Consider the following 16268-nt stretch of genomic DNA (forward strand, 5'->3'; position numbering starts at 1 on the left):
AGGTCATCGCGCGTTTAGCCGCAGTTAGCCGAGTCGCCGCCGGGGGGATCTTTGAGGCATTCGAGCATGTCCTTGCCGTCTTGCTCGGCAGCTGCACCACCACAGTCGGGCTTGTCTTTGGTACAGAAAACGCCCCACTTGTCGCGACATTCGGCCCACTCGCGGGCCTCCTGGGCGCATTCCTCGCCCTGCTCCTGCAGCTCATCTCCGGACTGGACAGAGCCTGCGCTGGCAAACTTCGGAACCATCGTAAAGGGCATAAGGGCCTCTTGAAGAGGCTCTTCGGTGCCCATCTCCAGGCGAGTCAGCGCGACGGCCATCAGGCGCTCCTCCGGCATGGGCGGTGCTGCTGCGGTGTAGGCGGCTTCGGCCTGGCCGCTGAGCCAGGGGCTCGAGGGGAAATCTTTGCGTACGACCGAAGAGCCGATGCCGTAACGAATACCGGCTGCCAGCGCGGGGCGTGCTCCCGACTTGGTGAGCAGCGTGCTGGCAATTTCGGAGAAGCCTTCCATATCCATCTGGCCGGCGAGGATGCGATCGTTCATCAGGTTAAAGGCGTGGCTGTTGTTGTTGCCGACGATGCCATCAAGGCTCATGTACACCTCGTCGACGCCGACGTCCTCAACGATTGCAGCCAGGGAGACCTTCGCACCGCTATCGGAGTACATGCCGCCGAGGGCCTCGCCGATGTCCTTGGCAGCAGCAAAGCTCCACTGCCCGGTGTTGTTGTAGTGCAAGCCGGCGTCGATGGCGCCGGCGACCGGGTGCATGTGCTGTGCTTTGTAGCTGGTCTGGATGGGGCGGACATCCTTCCAGAGCTCGGCTGAGGCCAGCGCGTGGGTGCGCAGCGCGGTCTCGTGAGCGTCGTAGAGCGAGAGGATGCCGCCGAAGGCCACCAGAAAGATGGGCAGGATGATCACGAACTCGGTAAGCGCGGTGGCGCGTTCCTCATCGCGGAGCTGGCGAGCGACAGATTGGATCGTCTCAGAGATGTTCATTTTTGAATCCCTTGAAGTCGGTCGGCGCTCATCGAGGCATTAACAGCGTAGAGGTACATCAGGTCTTTGACCGCTCCGGAGAGCGAGAAGTTCGAGTCGAGCAGGCCCACCAGCGAGGTCAGAGCCAGGTAGGGGACCATGTCCATGTAAACAGCTTTCATGCCCACGGGGTTGCCTTGATAGGAGGTGCCCAGGCTCTCGCCGGGAAGGTGTACCGGGCGAAGGCGGGCGGTCCAGCTGGGTGACCACATATGGGGGCGGCCCATCAGGTTGGTGACAATGCCGTTGAAGATATTAAAGGTGTCAAAGACTCCGCCCAGCGAACTTGAAAGGGTGGTCTGGCCGAAGACGATCTCGGAGCGAGCCATCGACCAGTAGCCCTCGGCGGCGTAGAAGGGCTTGGAGTTGTGGTCTCCACCGATGATGTTGAAACGGTCGCGCTGGATGCCTGAGCGCTTGCCTCCGGCCTGGTAGGCGAAGGTCAGGTTCGACGTTGACTGCATCCAGGCGTTGGGCGAGACGCCACTGAAAATACTGCCGAATACGCCGTTATCGACGCGAAAGTCGAGAACGTCATCGCCATACATCGCGTAGGCGATCCCGCAACTGATGATGGGCGCGATGTTGAGGCCAACGAAGATGGCCATGGTCTGCCCTTCTTTGGAGATGCCTTTGGGAAAGGAGTCGCTGCGGAAATAATGTTCGAACATCGCCATGAGATGCTCGGGCGTACCGACCATCTCCAAACAGTATTCTCCTGCGTCGATCATACCGCTGGATTTTTTGAGGGGGAGTTTGTCGACCTTATCGGTATGTTCGGGGATGTAGTCTTCAACGATGGTGGAGCCTAAAATCCCGTCGATGAAACTCAAGGCAGAGGTGACCTGGTCAGGGATTTGTACGAGGTCGCCGGGAGGGGGCGGCCAGGCTGCGGTGACGGTGGCTCCGTTGGAGATGCCGCGCATCATGTTCTCGACATAGCCCCACCAGGGGGTCACGTCGCGCATGTACACCTGGTATCTGTTGAGACTTCTAACTTCAGTTCTGGCGCGTCCCGTCATGTAGCGCAGGTTTGTTGCAGCGAGCTCAATGCTTTCCATTGTTAGCTGTATTGCACCGATGGCCATGCGTATACAGGATGGGATGTGAGGAAAGATCTTAAGGCATCGACCCGTGTAGATGGCCAGGCTGGTTATCAACGCCTGGTAGGCGTTGAAGTAGACCACCGTGTAGGCGTAAAAGACGCGTTTTGAGGTGTTGGCGTACGAGATCATGTTCATCGAGCGCGCTTTAACGACGGACTGCGAGAAGGCAGCGGTGTCGGCGCTGTTCTGAAGCATGATCTTGTCGCGCGCCGCATCGCCGGCGTCGTGCATCATCATCGCGCTGATAAAGACGATGAGAATGCCGGCGAGCATCAGCAGGAAGACGGCGCCTTCCTGAGCTCGGTCGAGCTCATCGAGGCGTGCGCGCAGAAAGGTGTGAATCGCATTCAACATAGGGGCCTCCAGGACCGTGGTTTCACCAGCCCGGTGAATTGGTGAGCGGAGGAATCTGCAGAGTGGTCGTAAACTCCCGTTCGATCGTGGAGTAGAAGGCTGCGCGCCCGGCGACCGTTTCAAAGTTGCCGAAGATCAGCTCGACCATCGGCATGGCGTTCTGGTGCTTGTATTCCACCCGGGCGGTGACTTCGCTGCCGGAGGTGGTGTAGCTGACGGTGGTGGCGCAGTAGGCGAAGTTGAGCTTTCGCTGGCCGCGCGACAAAAAGGAGCTCTGGTCGAAGGCGCCCGAGACCGTGAGGTGCTCGCGGTTGCCGTGAGCCTTGACGTGCATCGACATGTCGGTGATGTGGCCGCCCATGGTCATCGATTCGATCTTGGGGCCGAGCGTGGCCTGGCTGGCGTTGTTGCAGTTGCCGGCGGTGTAGACGAAGTCGGAGGGGGCCACCGGGGTGACGGCCACGGCTGCGGCCACGCGAGCTTTGTCGGTGGCCAGGGCCTGGCTGACGCCGTTGCGACCCACCTCGGCTTCGGGATGCCAGACCGCCAGGGTGCGCCCGGCGTTAAAGGCGGCCAGGGTGGTGAGGATGCCGGCGGTGTTGTTCACTGTGAGCTGAAGCAGCCCCATCGTGACCAGCAGGAAGAGCGGGAAGACGATGAGGGTCTCCAGAATCACGGTGCCGCGGGCTTTGACCAGGCGCGGGGTGCGCTGGCGAGCGGAGCGGATGGCGTGGAAGGCCATCACGCCGAGTGCCCAGGTGCAGGCGCTCAGGCCGGCCTGAAGCCAGATTTCCACTTTGATCTGGGAGAGCAGCCCGTGGCTGAGCGCCTCGACCGTAAGATCGCGGGTCTCTGGCGAGGTCAGCAACATCCAGGAGAGGGCAAAGACGGTCGCCGTACCGACCAGGTGTCCGACGCCTGTGGTCAGAAGACCGGCAGCGCGCGCAACGAGCGCGGAGCCGGGCTGGCGGTCGTCGGGCGCCTGGGGAGGCTTGATGGCAGGAGCATCAGACATAAGGTCACCGGGGTGGTTAGAGCGCCTGTGGAGTCATTCTCTGCATAGTATACAGGCAAATTGTATGCCATTGAGGCCCAATCCTCCAGCCCCGGTGAGTAATGAGGCCTCGCGCCTGGGACATAAGATCGAGATCAAGCCTCTCACAGGAGAGATATGCCCCCTAAAATGTTGATATTTCGTTGAAAATAACCGGGCTTCGGTGGCCAGATGTCGCGCTCGGCTCGCGAAATGCGGGAAGCTATCTGGCCTTGAGCGTCTCGCCGGAGTCGGGAGAGCGAAGAGGATTGGAGGGCGATGACACCAAAGGTGCGACAGATTGGCACGCTTTGCGTCAACGATGCCTGATCATGGGGGATCGAGGCCGCAACCGATCGGTCAGTCCGCCTCGGAGGGCGGGATGGGGATGACCTTCCAGTCGCCCGGGGCACTGCAGTCGGAAGCTTCTGTGCTCAGAAGTCCGGTGTAGACGCGATCGTCGTCGAAGGGGTTATCGGTGCGGATGGGGCTGGTGCTTGCGCCGTCGATGCAGGTCGTAATCAGCGCGTGATCTTGCTCCTGACCGCTGGAGAGTGCGTAGATACGCATCGGGGCGGGGGGCGTCGCGCTCAGGTGCACCTGAATTTGTCCAGACGCGCGGAGGCGCTCAAGGCGGATGCCGGGGAGCCCTTCGGCGCGAAGATGCGTCTCGGTCCGGGCCAGGTGACTGGTGAGAAGATGGGCCAGCGCCTGCCAGGTGGCCGGGCCAGGGTGGGCGAGGGTGAACCGCTCGAAGTCGAGGATCGCGTCTTTTTCAATGGAGCGGGCGCGGCTCGGGTTGGTCTCTGCGATGCGCTCCGCCAGGGCCATACGCGTGGAGGTGGCGCGCCAGGCCAGGTAGGGCTCATCGGCCAGGGCGATGCCGCGCTGGCTCAGGTCGAGGAGGATGCCCTGGAGGCGGTCGTCGGTGATGTCGCCCTGTTCCTGCCAGCGGGCGGCGAGATCGATGGCGATGGCGGCGTCGGAGGGCTCGTCGATGCGTTCGAGAAGATCGAGGGCGATGCGCAGCTCGTCGTCGGGATGATCGCCGCTGCCGTAATGGATGGCAAAGAACGCCGCGAGCGTGAAGGCTGCTACGAGCACCGCCGCGCTGACGTTGGTCAGGGTGTTGCCGGGGGTGGGTGGGGCGAAGTGCGTGCGGCCTTTCAGCAGCAAAAAGCCCAGCGCGATCCCGGCGAAGAGGCCGCCAAAATGGCCCCAGGCGTCGATGACCGGGATGAAGAGTGAGGCGGCGACGTTGAGACCCAGGATCGTGATCCACCAGCGGCGCGTCTGGCGGTAGGGCGGCGGGAGCTCTTTTTCAAAACGGATATGCAGGGTCAGGTAGGCGCCCAGAAGGCCGAAGAGGGCGGTGGAGATCCCCACCGAAAAGAGCGCGTCGGAGCCGTAGAGTGAGGCGACGGCACCCGCAAGCGCGGTGGCCAGCGTGAGCACAATGGTGGGGGCGATGCCCACCAGGCGCTCCAGGTAGGTTCCCAGAAAGAGCAGACCCATGGCGTTGATGCCAAAGTGCATCAGACCGCCGTGGAGGAGGTTCGCGGTGAAGACGCGCCAGATCTGCGCGTGCTCAAGCACCATCACCCGGGAGTTGGCGCCGGCGTAGAGGTGTTCGAGGACCTCGAAGGACGGGGTCAGAAAGGTCTGAGCGGCAAAGGCGATGGCCAGCACGATGAGAAAGCGCGGCGTGAACCAGGGGCGCTCCCCGGTGATCTCCTGGCTGAGCTCAGCGAGCTGGCGCATGCGCATCAGGTGCGCGTTGCCTTCGGGGCGGGCGCGTACCCTCTCGAGCATCTCCGCCCAGACCAGGCGCCAGGTTTCGGGATGTTGAAAGTCGGAGGCCGTGTAGACGTAGGTGCGCGCCAGGGTGTCGATGACCAGCGCCGGCTCGCGACGCACTACCAGGGGAACGGCGGTGCGCAGGTCCTCATAGCGCAGCGTGTCGCTGCGGCGGGAGGTGCGGCTTCGGGGCAGCGTGAGGCTTTCTTCGCCAAAGAGGATCGACTGCGGCTGCGAGGGGAGCCAGAGCTTACGAAGGGCGATGGCCAGCAGCGCGACGCCCAGCGGTGCCAGGGAGGCGATCGCGGGAAGATCGCCCCCGAGCCAGGCCTCGGCTTCGCCCATCAGCAACCACACGCCAAAACACAGGCCCCCCAGGAGCATGGCGAAGGAGCGCGTGATCAGCGCCGGCGCCACCATGAGAATGGTCGCATCGGTGGGCGTTTCGCCCTCCGGTCCAGAGCTAATCGGCTCGTCGTTCATCAAGATGTGGCCTCGCCGGTCCAGCTTTTTTCGACGGCCTGGAGATCTTCGACGGTGTCGATCTCGCGCCAGCCGCCGTCGATGGGGGCTGTGCCGATGGTGATGCCGCGCTGGATCATGAACTCAAAAAGGTCGCAGAGGTAGGCCTTTTGGAAGGTGCGGCCGTTCTGGAAGATGTCGCTCAGCGCAAACTGCTGGCGGGCGGCGGCGAAGGCCTCGCGCAGCTCGCGTGCGCCGCGCTCGCTGAAGTAGGCCAGACCAATGAACTCGCCAAGCGCGCCTTCGGTTCCGACGTGTTTTCCGACGCGGCGCACCTGGCCCCCTTCGACCAGGGTGAGCTCAGCCTGCTCCACAGGGTGATCGGTGCGGCCCTCGTAGGAGGTGTGCCACTGGCGGTCGACGACCAGCGCGATGTCGTGCTCGGTGTTCAGCGCGGCCTTGACGACCTTTGGCGTGAAGACGATGTCGGAGTAGGAGACGAGCATCGGGCCGCTCAGGGCCTCTTCGGCGCAGAAGAGCGACTGGAGGATGTTGTTGTCGGGCCAGTCGGGGTTGGCGTGGTAGGTGGCCCCGTCGACCACCAGGCGATCGGCCAGGTAGCCGCGAATGATGTGCAGATCCTCGACGCCGTGGGTGCGGTAGGCTTCGAGCTGGTAGTCGAGGATGGATCGGCCGCCGACGCGCACCATGCATTTGGGGCGCTCGTCGGTGTGATGTTCGAGGCGGCTTCCGCGGCCGGCGGCGATGATGACAGCTTTCATGATCGGTAGAATCCCGGGTGAGCGAGCTTGAGGAGGATCGCCAGCGTGGTGCGGGCCAGGTAGACCATGTACACGCCGAGATAAAGCACCAGAAAGACGATCGCTGCGTCAAAGGGAAGGACGAACGCCGCGAGGGCCACCCACATGATCCAGGAGGGGTAATGCACGAAGTAGCGGGCGACGGCTTCAGCCAGCCAGACCACTTTGCCGATCAGCGAGGCGGGCATGGCGCGTTTGCGGGCGGAGTCGCCGGGTTTGATCTCCTGGCCGGCGTATTCGGGGCGGCGCACGAAGTTGGTCAGCGACGTGGCCGCACCGACCAGAAAGACCCCGGCGGTGGCGACGATGAGCCAGTAGGGCTGGGCGTCGAGCATCCACAGGCGAACGCCCAGGGCGCCGGCAAGCGTCATGGCTTTGAGCTCGTCCATGAGAAAGTCGAGGTGGGAGCCCACCTCGGAGGTCATGGATTTGAGCCTGGCGAGCTGCCCGTCGGCGCAGTCAAAGAGGTAGGAGAGTTGCACGAGCAGCGCGCCCACCAGAAATCCCCAGGCGCCGGGCAGGGCGATGAAGGCCGCGGCGGCGACAAAAAAGATCGCCACCCCCAGAAAGGTCACCTGGTTGGGGGTGAGCGGGGTGGGGCGCAGCAGCGCCACTAAGATGGCGGCGATGGGGCGAGCGACGTAGATGTTCCAGGCGATGTCCTCCTTTTTTTTGGAGGCCAGGTAGACGTCGCGGATCGATTGAATGAGGGAGGCCATCGTGTCAGGAGGTCCAGGAGGTCATGGTCTCTTCGACCAGTGAGAGTTCGGTGCCGTTCCAGCGCCACAGGTGCTGGGCGCCGCGGCCGGCGCCGTCGGCCAGAGCGAAACCCTCTTCGTGCAGCCAGTATTCGGTGCCGGGCTCAAGCTCGGGCACATCCCAGGTCTCGGGGATGTTGCGATGCCACACACTCCAGAACTGGTAGTGATGGATGTAGGTCTCGTCGTCTTCGAAGACGGGATCTTCGATGGCCTCGCGCCACTCTTCTTTAAGGACGCAGGTGGCCTGGGGGGTGGAGAGGTCCATCAGCTCGGTGGCGGCGCAGTAGCCGGCCTCGTCGGTGACAAATACAAAGACGCGCTCGGGCAGCGGGTGCTCGGCCAGCTGGGGGTAGAGCTCTTCGGAGGCGGTCTTTTCGAGAAAGTCGAAGAACTGCAAAAGCACCCCGCCGGTGACGCGGCGCTGGGCGTTCTGGCGCGGATCCAGGGCGTCTTTGTCGGGCAGGGGCGCGGGGCGCTGGGCGTCGATGAAGCGGTCGAGGGCTTCGCGCCAGGTGCGGGCGTCTTCGCGAAGGGGGGAGTCGGACATGGGGCCTTCTCGTGGAGCAAAGGGGTTGGGGTCAGGCCGCGTCGATCGAAAGGATCAGGGGGGCGCGGCACTCCCTGTGGTTTATGGTGGGTTGGCCGCGGGGCGTCAAGGATAGGGGAAAGGTCCGGGCCCGGCGCCTGAGTGGGCGTTCCGGGTGTCGAGAAGTGGAGGTAAGGGGGCTGAGTGGGCGATCTGGGTGTCGAGAAGCGGAGGTAAGGGGGCTGAGTGGCCGGACTCAGGTGTCGAGAAGTGGAGGTAAGGGGGCTGAGTTAGCGATCTGGGTGTCGAGAAGCGTAGGTCAGAGGTCTGAGTGGCCGGACTCAGGCGTCGAGAAGCGGAGGTAAGGGGGCTGAGTGGGCGATCTGGGTGTCGAGAAGTGGAGGTAAGGGGTCTGAGTAGCCGGACTCAGGTGTCGAGAAGCGGAGGTAAGGGGTCTGAGTGGCCGGACTCAGGTGTCGAGAAGCGGAGGTAAGGGGTCTGAGTAGCCGGACTCAGGTGTCGAGAAGTGGTGCTCAGAGGTCCGAGTTGGCGCTCTGGGTGCCGAGAGGAAGCGAAAGAAGTCAGGCGTCAGCGGTCGCCAGCGGCAGGGTAAACCAGAAAATCGAGCCATGGGGTTGATTGGGCTCATAGCCCACCTCACCGCCCTGGGCGCTCACCAGGTGTTTGACGATGGAGAGGCCCAGGCCGGTGCCACCCATATGGGCGGCGCGCCCTTTGTCGACGCGGTAAAAACGCTCAAAGAGGCGGTGATGGTGGCGGGGCTCGATGCCGGGGCCCTGATCGATGACCTCGAAGCGGGCCATGGTGGCCTCGGCATCGCGGCTGGCGCGCACGATGATGGGGCCGGGCTCGGGGAGGTATTTCAGGGCGTTGTCGAGCAGGTTGATCAGGATCTGATCGAGGGCGCGAGGGTCAGCCAGGACCTGGAGGTCGGCGGCGATCTCCAGGGTGATCGCGGCGTCGTCGGGGGCGTGGAGGGCCTCGATGGCGTCGGCGGCGGCCTGGCGAGCCGGGAGATGCCGGGGCTCGAGATGGGCCTGATCGGCCTCCAGGCGTGCGATGTCGAGCAGGTCGGCGATCAGGTGCGTGAGGCGCTCGGCGTTGCGGTAGATGCCGCGGGTGAAGTTCCGGGCGGCCTTCGGATCGTCGAGCGCGCCGCTGAGCAGCGTCTCGCTGTTGGCCTGGATCACCGCCACAGGGGTGCGAAGCTCGTGAGAGACGTTGGCGACGAAGTCGCGGCGGACGGTCTCCAGGCGGCGCAGCTCGGTGACGTCGTGGAGCACCAGGATGAGCCCGGGGCCGTGTTTGGGCCAGGCCGCCCGTGCCAGGATGGTGCGGGTGAGCGGGGCGGTGAGCTGAAACTCGGCGGAGGCGCCGCGGGCGCTGTGCGCGCCACCGATGAGCTGCTCCAGGGGGGCGGCGGGCAGAAGATCGGCCAGGTCGCGGCCCTGCGGGTTGCCCTCGAGTCCCAGGAGGGCGCGGGCGGCGCGGTTGACCAGGGTGACGGTGAGGTGGGCGTCGGTGGCCACCACGCCCTCGGCCATGCCGTCGAGCACCGCGCTGAAGCGGTCGCGCTCCCGGGCCAGGGAGCCCACGCTGCGCTCAAGCGCCTCGGTGAGCTGGCGGACCGAGCGGGAGCTTGTGGGCTCGCGTACGCCGGGCTCGGCACCGGGCAGCTGGGTGTCGTCGGGGAGATCGGTGGCTTCGCGGGCGTGAATCAGCAGGTTCTGCAGCGTGCTCGACATCAGGCGAGTGGCGATGCCGCTTAAGAAGATGGCGATCGCCAATGCGACCAGTGCGCCGATGAGCGCCAGGGTGCGCAGGCGGTTGAGGACCTCGTCGACCTCCGAGAGGGGCACCGAGAGGCGCACCACGGCGGCACCTTCGGTCGCCGAGGCGGGGATCGCGCCGTAGAGAAGATCGGCGTCGATGGAGCTGCTATGGCGTCTCGCCAGGCCCACCCCCTGCGTGAGCGCGGCCTGGACCTCGGGGCGATCGCCGTGATCGTCGAGCGCTTCGGGCTGGTCGACGTGGGAGTCGGCCAGGACCTCGCCGTCGGCGGCGATCAGCGTGATCCGGGTCTGGGAGGCTTCGCTCAAGCGCAGCACCTGGGCGCTGAGATCGCCCTCGGGATCGAGCGAGGCGTCGATCAGGCGCGCGCGCTGCAGCAGATCGGATTCGATGCGGCTCTGTGTCCAGCCGCGCAGCGTGTGGTGGGCGGCCAGGGTCGCGATGAGCACAAAGAGCCCGATCAGGGCGATGGCGATCGCGAAGATTTTACTGCGGAAGGAGAGAAACACCCTGAGCCCTTATCGACCGCGCGTGCGCGCCCTTAGAGGTCGGGGGGCGTGGCGCAGAAGCGGTAACCGATGCCGCGCAAGGTCTCGATGTAGGCGCCGCAGGGGCCGAGCTTCTCGCGCAGGCGTTTGATGTGCGTGTCGACCGTGCGGGTCATCACGTCGGCCTGTATATCCCAGACGTCGCTTAAGAGCACTTCGCGCGATTGAGCGCGTCCGCGGCGGGAGAAGAGGGTCTCGAGCAGGCGAAACTCAAGGGCGGTCAGGACGATGGGCTCCTCATCGACCCAGACGCGCACCGCCGGGAAGTCCACGCGCAGCCTGCCGAAGCTGACCTGGCCCGGGGCGGGGTCCTCCTCGGGGCCCTCGCTGCGTCGCAGCACTGCGCGCACCCGCAGCATCAGCTCGCGCACGTTGAAGGGTTTGACCACGTAGTCATCGGCGCCGGCCTCAAAGCCCTGGACGCGCTCGTGATCTTCACCCCGGGCGGTGAGCATCAAAATCGGAATGTGGCGGGTGGTCTCGTCGGCGCGCACTCGCCGGCAAACTTCAAAGCCGGAGAGGTCGGGGAGCATCAGATCGAGCACGATCAGGTCGGGGAGCGGGCGCTCTTTCAGGCGCGCCAGCGCCTGCTGGCCGCTGAGCGCGGCGTCGGCCTCAAAGCCCTCGCGGCGGAGGTTGTATTCGAGGTTTTCGACCAGATCGGGTTCGTCTTCGACGATGAGAATAAGCTTCGACATCACGTCCACGTCTTTACCAGAGATTGAGCCGACTCGATGTGACAAGCAGGCAACAACGCGGCGGCTCTATTTCTTCGCGCGGATGCGTTCTCGGGCCTGATCCACGGCCTGATCGCGGCGGTCGCGAAGCGCGGTGCTCAGGCCAACTTTGTAGATATGCGGGTTCTCAAAACGACGGTGCTCGGGGGGAAGGGCGGCGAGCTGTTCGCGGGCGTAGGCGCGGGCCTCAAAGGCCGAGGGGAGCTCGGCGATGCGCCGGCCCTTTTGCATCACCGGTTTGAGCAGAGGGGTCTGGTCGAGATGGCCGACCTCCGTCTCTTTATGAGGCTCGTGCGGGTGGTGGATGCGGTCGATGTGGGTCTGCCCCTCGATTGCCACGGCGTCGGCGTAGAGCTGGCCGTGTGTGTCGCGGATGCGGAAGACCTGCTTATTGCCCGGGAAGCTCATCTTGCGCAGGCTGTCGGAGAGCTTGATGCGGGGCTTTTCGTCGAGGGTGGCGAGTTTGTAGACGCCGCCAAGCGCCGGGTCGTCGTAGGCGGTCACAAGCTGGGTGCCCACGCCGAAGATGTCGATGGGGGCATTCTGGTCGGAGAGCAGGCTGCGGATAACATGCTCGTCGAGGTTGTTGGAGGCGGCGATCTTGACCTCGGGAAAGCCAGCCTCATCGAGCATCGCGCGGGCATGGCGCGCGAGGTAGGCCAGGTCGCCGCTGTCCAGGCGGATGGCGCGCAGCGACTGGCCGCGGTCGCGCAGCTCTCGGGCGATGGTGATGGCGTTGGGCACGCCGCTCTTGAGGGTGTCGTAGGTGTCGACGAGCAGGACGCTGGCGTCGCCGTACTGCTCGGCAAAGGCGCGGAAGGCGTCGATCTCGTGCTCAAAGCTCTGGATCCAGGCGTGGGCCTGGGTGCCGGAGAGGGGGATGTCGTAGTGCATCCCGGCCAGCACGTTGGAGGTGGCGTCGAAGCCCCCGACGACCGCCGCGCGGGAGGCGTGCAGACCGCCGAAGCCGTGGGCGCGCCGAAGGCCGAAGTCCACCAGGGCGCGATCGCCGGCGACCTGGCGCATACGCGCGGCCTTGGTGGCGATGAGCGACTGGAAGTTGAGCAGGTTTAAGAGGAGCGTCTCGACGAGCTGCGCTTCAAGCAGCGTGCCGCGCACCTGCAGCGCTGGCGCATACGGAAAGATCAGCTCGCCCTCAGCCGGGGCGCGGACTTCGGCCTCGAAGCGAAAGTTTTTGAGGCGCTCCAGGAAGTCATCTTCAAAGCCCTGGGCGCGCAGAAACTCCAGCGAGTCGTTGTCAAAACGCAGCTCTTCGAGGATCTCCACCAGGGTGGCCAGGCCGCAGAAGACGACGTAGCCTCCGCCGAAGGGTGGCGAGCGGTAGAAATAATCAAAGGTGGCGCGCTGCTCGGACTTGCCCTCCTTGAAGTAGCCCTGAGCCATGGTCAGCTCGTAGAGATCGGTGTAGAGCGCGATGGGTTCGAGCCAGGTCGTCATGAGGCACCTCGTATAAAAGCCGTACAGGAGCGCGCCGGGTGCGCGTCGAAGAGTCCTGATGTTGGCCGGAGGTTAAGCGCGCTCATGCAGGGGGGCAAGAGGGCGGGGGGGGGCGGTTGGTGTTGCGATGTGTACGCCTTCTGGGCGAGGCGTTAATAGGCGGCCGAAGGGCGACCCGGGGGCAAAATGGCGCCGGAGATCGAAGGTTGTGCTTTGAACGCCGGAGATCGAACCTCGACGATCGAGCGCCGACAAATGGATGTGGAAGCTCGAACGCCGAAGATTGCATGAGGCGTTGAATGTCGTAGCGGTGCGATCGAACCTGGAAGCGCAGTCATGGACGATGGAAGGAGGCGTTGGAGGTCGTAGCGGTGCGATCGAACGTGGACGTTCGAACTTCGGAGCCCGGCAGAGGCGTTGGTGCTCAGCAAGGGAATCTGGCGAGGCGATGGATGCCTTGCTGCTAAGTCATTGAGAACACGCGGGATAACGATGGGTGATGACGTGAGCGGGTTGAGAATGATCTGGGCGCTGGAGCGTGAACCGCTGAGTGACGCCGAAGGCGTGCGCGAGCTCTGGGGTGGGGCGTTGCAGGCGTGTGGGGATGAGGCGCTCGACTATGATCTGAATCAGCGGGGGCAGTGGCGTGGGTTTGATGCCGATCGTCTCATTGTCGATACGCTCACCCAGCGCACCCAGCTGGTGATGGTGCGGTTGGGGCGCGGCGGGGTGCTCGCGCTCTCGACGGGAAAACACGGGGAGCGGCCGCGTCTTGTTGCGGAGCTTAAGAAGGCTGCGGGCGAAGCCGCCGGGCGCGTCGAAGCGCTGGTGGAGGTCAGTCGGGAGCTGATGCGCGCACAGCTTGTGTTTGCGCGGGTCGATCGAAGCGATGGGGGCCAGCCGGGCGCGATGACCTGCACGTTTATCGCGACCTCCGGCGACACTCCGCAGCGCCTCACTTCGCTGCACGCCGCGATCCCGACCCTCCAGCTGACATCGACACCCGCAGGATGGCAGGCTAGGGTGAGCGCCGAGGCCCTGGATGAGCCCACACGCTCCGATTGGCAATCCTTCTGCGACGCGATCACCGCCGACGTACTGACCTGAGCTTCTGCGGTACCCCGCGTCGGCTCACAGACTCGGCCGTGGGATTCGCCCGGAAGTCGGCCGTGGTCGCCTTAATGTACGTACCGCAGGCAGCACACCGGGGCTCCCCGCATCGATGTGTGACCGCTCTCTTTTGATCCGAGTTCCCCCGACCTCTGGAGGTTTTTCGATGGATGATCGCGCCAGCTGGGACGACTACTTCATGGCGATCGCCCGACAGGTCGCCACCCGCGCCACCTGCGATCGCAAACATGTGGGCGCGGTCATCGTGCGCGAGCGCACGATCCTCTCCACCGGATATAACGGCAGCGTGCGCGGGCTGGAGCACTGCGATGAGGTCGGCCATATGATGGAGGCCGGCCACTGCGTGCGCACCATCCACGCCGAGGCCAACGCCATCATTCAGGCCGCGCGCAACGGCGTGGCCATCGGCGGGGCCGACATCTACATCACCGCCTCTCCCTGCTGGCAGTGCTTTAAGATGATCGCCAACGCCGGCATCCAGCGCATCATCTTCGGGGAGTTTTATCGCGACGCGCGTATCTACGAGGTCGCAAAGACCCTGGGGATCGAGCTTCTGCAGCTGAAAACCGGCGAAGAACCGTCGATTGAAGAAAAGTTGCCCGCGGAGTGATAAAAGCTCTTGACGCCCGAAAAGGGCAGCCCTATAAGACACATCCTGCCGCTGAGGAACACTCCAAAGCGACACGGCGCGAAGGTAGCTCAGCAGGTAGAGCACGGCCCTGAAAAGGCCGGTGTCGGCGGTTCGAGCCCGCCCCTTCGCACTCAAGATGAGCGACCTTTCAAAAGCCCGCCCTCGACCCGTCGAGGACGGGCTTTTGGCGTTTATTCTGGCGCGATCGCCGCCGGGTCGGCCCGCTTGCAAGCATGCCCCCCTTCGGGTAGAACGGTCCGCCGGAATCATGCGCGCGCCACTTCTACGCCTGCGCTGCGCCCGGCCTTAACCGGCCTTATGACCCGATAATGAGTGCCGGCGACATCGATGGAACAACCCGCAGTAAGGATTGATGCAATGACATACGGCTTGAGTTCGAAGCGCGGCCGGTCCCGGCGCACCAGGCGTCTGAGCTGGGCGACCCTGGTTGGGCTGGCAGGTGTGACGCTTCTGGGTGCGACGGGCTGCGATACCGTCGCCAGAATCAGCTTCTCCGAGCGTCGCTTTAATAACGTGCAGCCGGTGAGCTTTGGCGCCGCCGGCGGCCAATGCGAGGGGTTGACCCAGGGCGGCGAGATTGGCTTCGTGCTCATGGCCAACGATAACACGCCGATCAAGCCCGAAGAGGCCATCTCTCAGGGCATCGTGAACCTGGATCGCAACAGCGTCACCTTCAATGACGGCGCGGTCTACTCGACCCCCGATCGCGTGTGTGGTAGCGCCGATGAATGCCCCGACGGCTTCCTCTGCGGAGTGGGGCAAGAGGGCGCTCAGGATTTCGGCAACCGCTGCTACATCACCTCGACCGTCTCGGCCGCCTCCGATCCGGAATTTGTCGGCCAGGACCAGGCCAGCCACGCCTTTGGTGTGCTGGTCTCGCGCGCGGGCTCCTGGCGCGGATTCCTCCCCTCGGAGGTCGCCGACCTTTATCGCGTCGCCAATGAGATGACCGGTGGCGAGTACCCGGTGATCGCCACGTCCGATACGCCCCCGAGGGGCGGGCGTGCGACGGACGGCAACAACCGCCGCTACAGCGCGCTCAGTGGCCTTGTCTCGAACTGGGGAGACATCTCTACCCTGGTGCGTGAGAGTGGCCGTGAGTCGGTCTTCGGGCTTTGGACCTACGGCGGCTCCAGCGGCACGATCTTCTCGCATGTCAACGCGACCACCGGCGGTGACCTGTGGACCGGCAGCATCCCCGGGGTCGACTCGGCGATGCGCGATATGACCTCGGAGACCATCAGCGAGGGCAATCGTAACTTCCTCTACGGCGCGATCCTCACTGTGCTCGACCAGGGCTTCACCGACACGCGCGTGGCCGACTTTGAGTCGCGCACCCTTGTCGTGCTCACCGACAGCCCGGACGCTTTCCAGTCGACGAGCAACAGCGCTCAGAGCGTGATCACGCGCGCCAATGAGCTCGGCGTCGCGATCATGCTCGTGCATGTCGACCCGGCGCTCGATAACAACCTGCTGCGCGACGACTTCATCTACTACCAGGGTAAGCCCACCTGTGCCTCGGATGATGAGTGTCGCAACTACGAGACCTGCCGCCAGCCGCAGTTCTTCCGCACGCCCAACTCGCCGGCGGACTCGGTGCAGTACCCGTCCGACACCGAGGCGACCTATTGTATGCCGACGCGTGATGAGAACGGGCGCATCGGGCCGGTGGCCGAGTTCCAGGAGATCGCCTGCTCCACGGGCGGCACCTACAGCTATGTGCCTGCCGCAGAGATTCCGCTGATGCGCAACGCACTGGAGCATCTGCCCGCCTATGTCGAGGCCGGCTGGACGGTCGACGTCTCGCTGGGTGCGACCGACACCGACGTGCTCTTCCCCGGGGAGGCTTTCCGCCTTCAGTCGACGATGAGCGTGGATGTCGGCTCGACCAACGACACGTTTAACTTCGCTCCGAAGGGCAGCGTCAGCGGGGCCTCCGGGATCGACCCGTCCGCCGCCGATACGCGCGCGACCTTCTTTACGGCGGAGTGATCGCGCCGCGACCTTGATGCTTTGATCGAATGAACTACGCA

General features: G+C 64.5%; 13 protein-coding genes and 1 tRNA gene. 4 read left to right on the forward strand and 10 right to left on the reverse strand.

All coding sequences use genetic code 11. From position 1 onward, the window contains the following. Positions 1–14: 14 nt before the first annotated feature. The 10 genes from FRC98_RS00440 to FRC98_RS00485 all read right to left on the reverse strand — a co-directional run bounded on the left by FRC98_RS00440 (position 15) and on the right by FRC98_RS00485 (position 12452). The gene (locus FRC98_RS00440) at positions 15–998 is read right to left on the reverse strand and encodes a TadE/TadG family type IV pilus assembly protein (RefSeq protein WP_146979342.1); all 984 of its coding nucleotides are present in this window, start codon (positions 996–998) and stop codon (positions 15–17) included. Further along, entirely contained in the window at positions 995–2497 is a 1503-nt protein-coding gene (locus tag FRC98_RS00445) for a hypothetical protein (protein ID WP_146979343.1), read from the reverse strand. Before FRC98_RS00445 ends, FRC98_RS00440 begins: the two co-directional genes overlap by 4 nt. A 22-nt stretch (positions 2498–2519) precedes the next feature. After that, positions 2520–3512, reverse strand: a complete 993-nt coding sequence (locus FRC98_RS00450; RefSeq protein WP_146979344.1) for a hypothetical protein — start codon at positions 3510–3512, stop codon at positions 2520–2522. Between the two features lie 378 nt (positions 3513–3890). Continuing rightward, positions 3891–5810 (reverse strand): rhomboid family intramembrane serine protease, encoded by a 1920-nt coding sequence (locus FRC98_RS00455; protein ID WP_230467235.1) that lies wholly within the window; start codon positions 5808–5810, stop codon positions 3891–3893. Continuing rightward, the gene (locus tag FRC98_RS00460) at positions 5810–6571 is read right to left on the reverse strand and encodes a phosphocholine cytidylyltransferase family protein (RefSeq protein ID WP_146979346.1); all 762 of its coding nucleotides are present in this window, start codon (positions 6569–6571) and stop codon (positions 5810–5812) included. Before FRC98_RS00460 ends, FRC98_RS00455 begins: the two co-directional genes overlap by 1 nt. After that, entirely contained in the window at positions 6568–7329 is a 762-nt protein-coding gene (locus FRC98_RS00465) for a CDP-alcohol phosphatidyltransferase family protein (protein WP_146979347.1), read from the reverse strand. The genes FRC98_RS00460 and FRC98_RS00465 overlap by 4 nt, the downstream gene beginning before the upstream one ends. Before the next feature lie 4 nt (positions 7330–7333). Then, positions 7334–7918, reverse strand: a complete 585-nt coding sequence (locus FRC98_RS00470; protein WP_146979348.1) for a hypothetical protein — start codon at positions 7916–7918, stop codon at positions 7334–7336. Positions 7919–8478: 560 nt separating this feature from the next. Continuing rightward, positions 8479–10218, reverse strand: a complete 1740-nt coding sequence (locus tag FRC98_RS00475) for a sensor histidine kinase (protein ID WP_146979349.1) — start codon at positions 10216–10218, stop codon at positions 8479–8481. 32 nt (positions 10219–10250) lie between these two features. Further along, positions 10251–10955: a response regulator gene (locus tag FRC98_RS00480; protein ID WP_146979350.1), complete on the reverse strand. Its 705-nt coding sequence runs from the start codon at positions 10953–10955 to the stop codon at positions 10251–10253. 66 nt (positions 10956–11021) lie between these two features. Continuing rightward, positions 11022–12452 carry a nicotinate phosphoribosyltransferase gene (locus FRC98_RS00485; RefSeq protein ID WP_146979351.1) on the reverse strand — a complete coding sequence of 477 codons (1431 nt, stop codon included), beginning with the start codon at positions 12450–12452 and terminating at the stop codon, positions 11022–11024. A gap of 492 nt (positions 12453–12944) precedes the next feature. Between FRC98_RS00485 and FRC98_RS00490 the strand changes: the two genes are divergently transcribed. The 4 genes from FRC98_RS00490 (at position 12945) to FRC98_RS00505 (ending at position 16227) form a co-directional block, all read left to right on the forward strand. Continuing rightward, the gene (locus tag FRC98_RS00490) at positions 12945–13559 is read left to right on the forward strand and encodes a hypothetical protein (RefSeq protein ID WP_146979352.1); all 615 of its coding nucleotides are present in this window, start codon (positions 12945–12947) and stop codon (positions 13557–13559) included. Between the two features lie 169 nt (positions 13560–13728). Beyond that, positions 13729–14193, forward strand: coding sequence for a deoxycytidylate deaminase (locus tag FRC98_RS00495; protein ID WP_146979353.1), 465 nt, complete (start codon positions 13729–13731; stop codon positions 14191–14193). A 78-nt stretch (positions 14194–14271) separates the two neighbouring features. Beyond that, a tRNA-Phe gene (locus FRC98_RS00500) sits at positions 14272–14344 on the forward strand. A 260-nt stretch (positions 14345–14604) separates the two neighbouring features. Continuing rightward, entirely contained in the window at positions 14605–16227 is a 1623-nt protein-coding gene (locus FRC98_RS00505; RefSeq protein ID WP_146979354.1) for a hypothetical protein, read from the forward strand. The last annotated feature ends 41 nt before the right edge of the window (positions 16228–16268 follow it).

The organism is Lujinxingia vulgaris (assembly GCF_007997015.1).
Lineage (GTDB): Bacteria > Myxococcota_A > Bradymonadia > Bradymonadales > Bradymonadaceae > Lujinxingia > Lujinxingia vulgaris.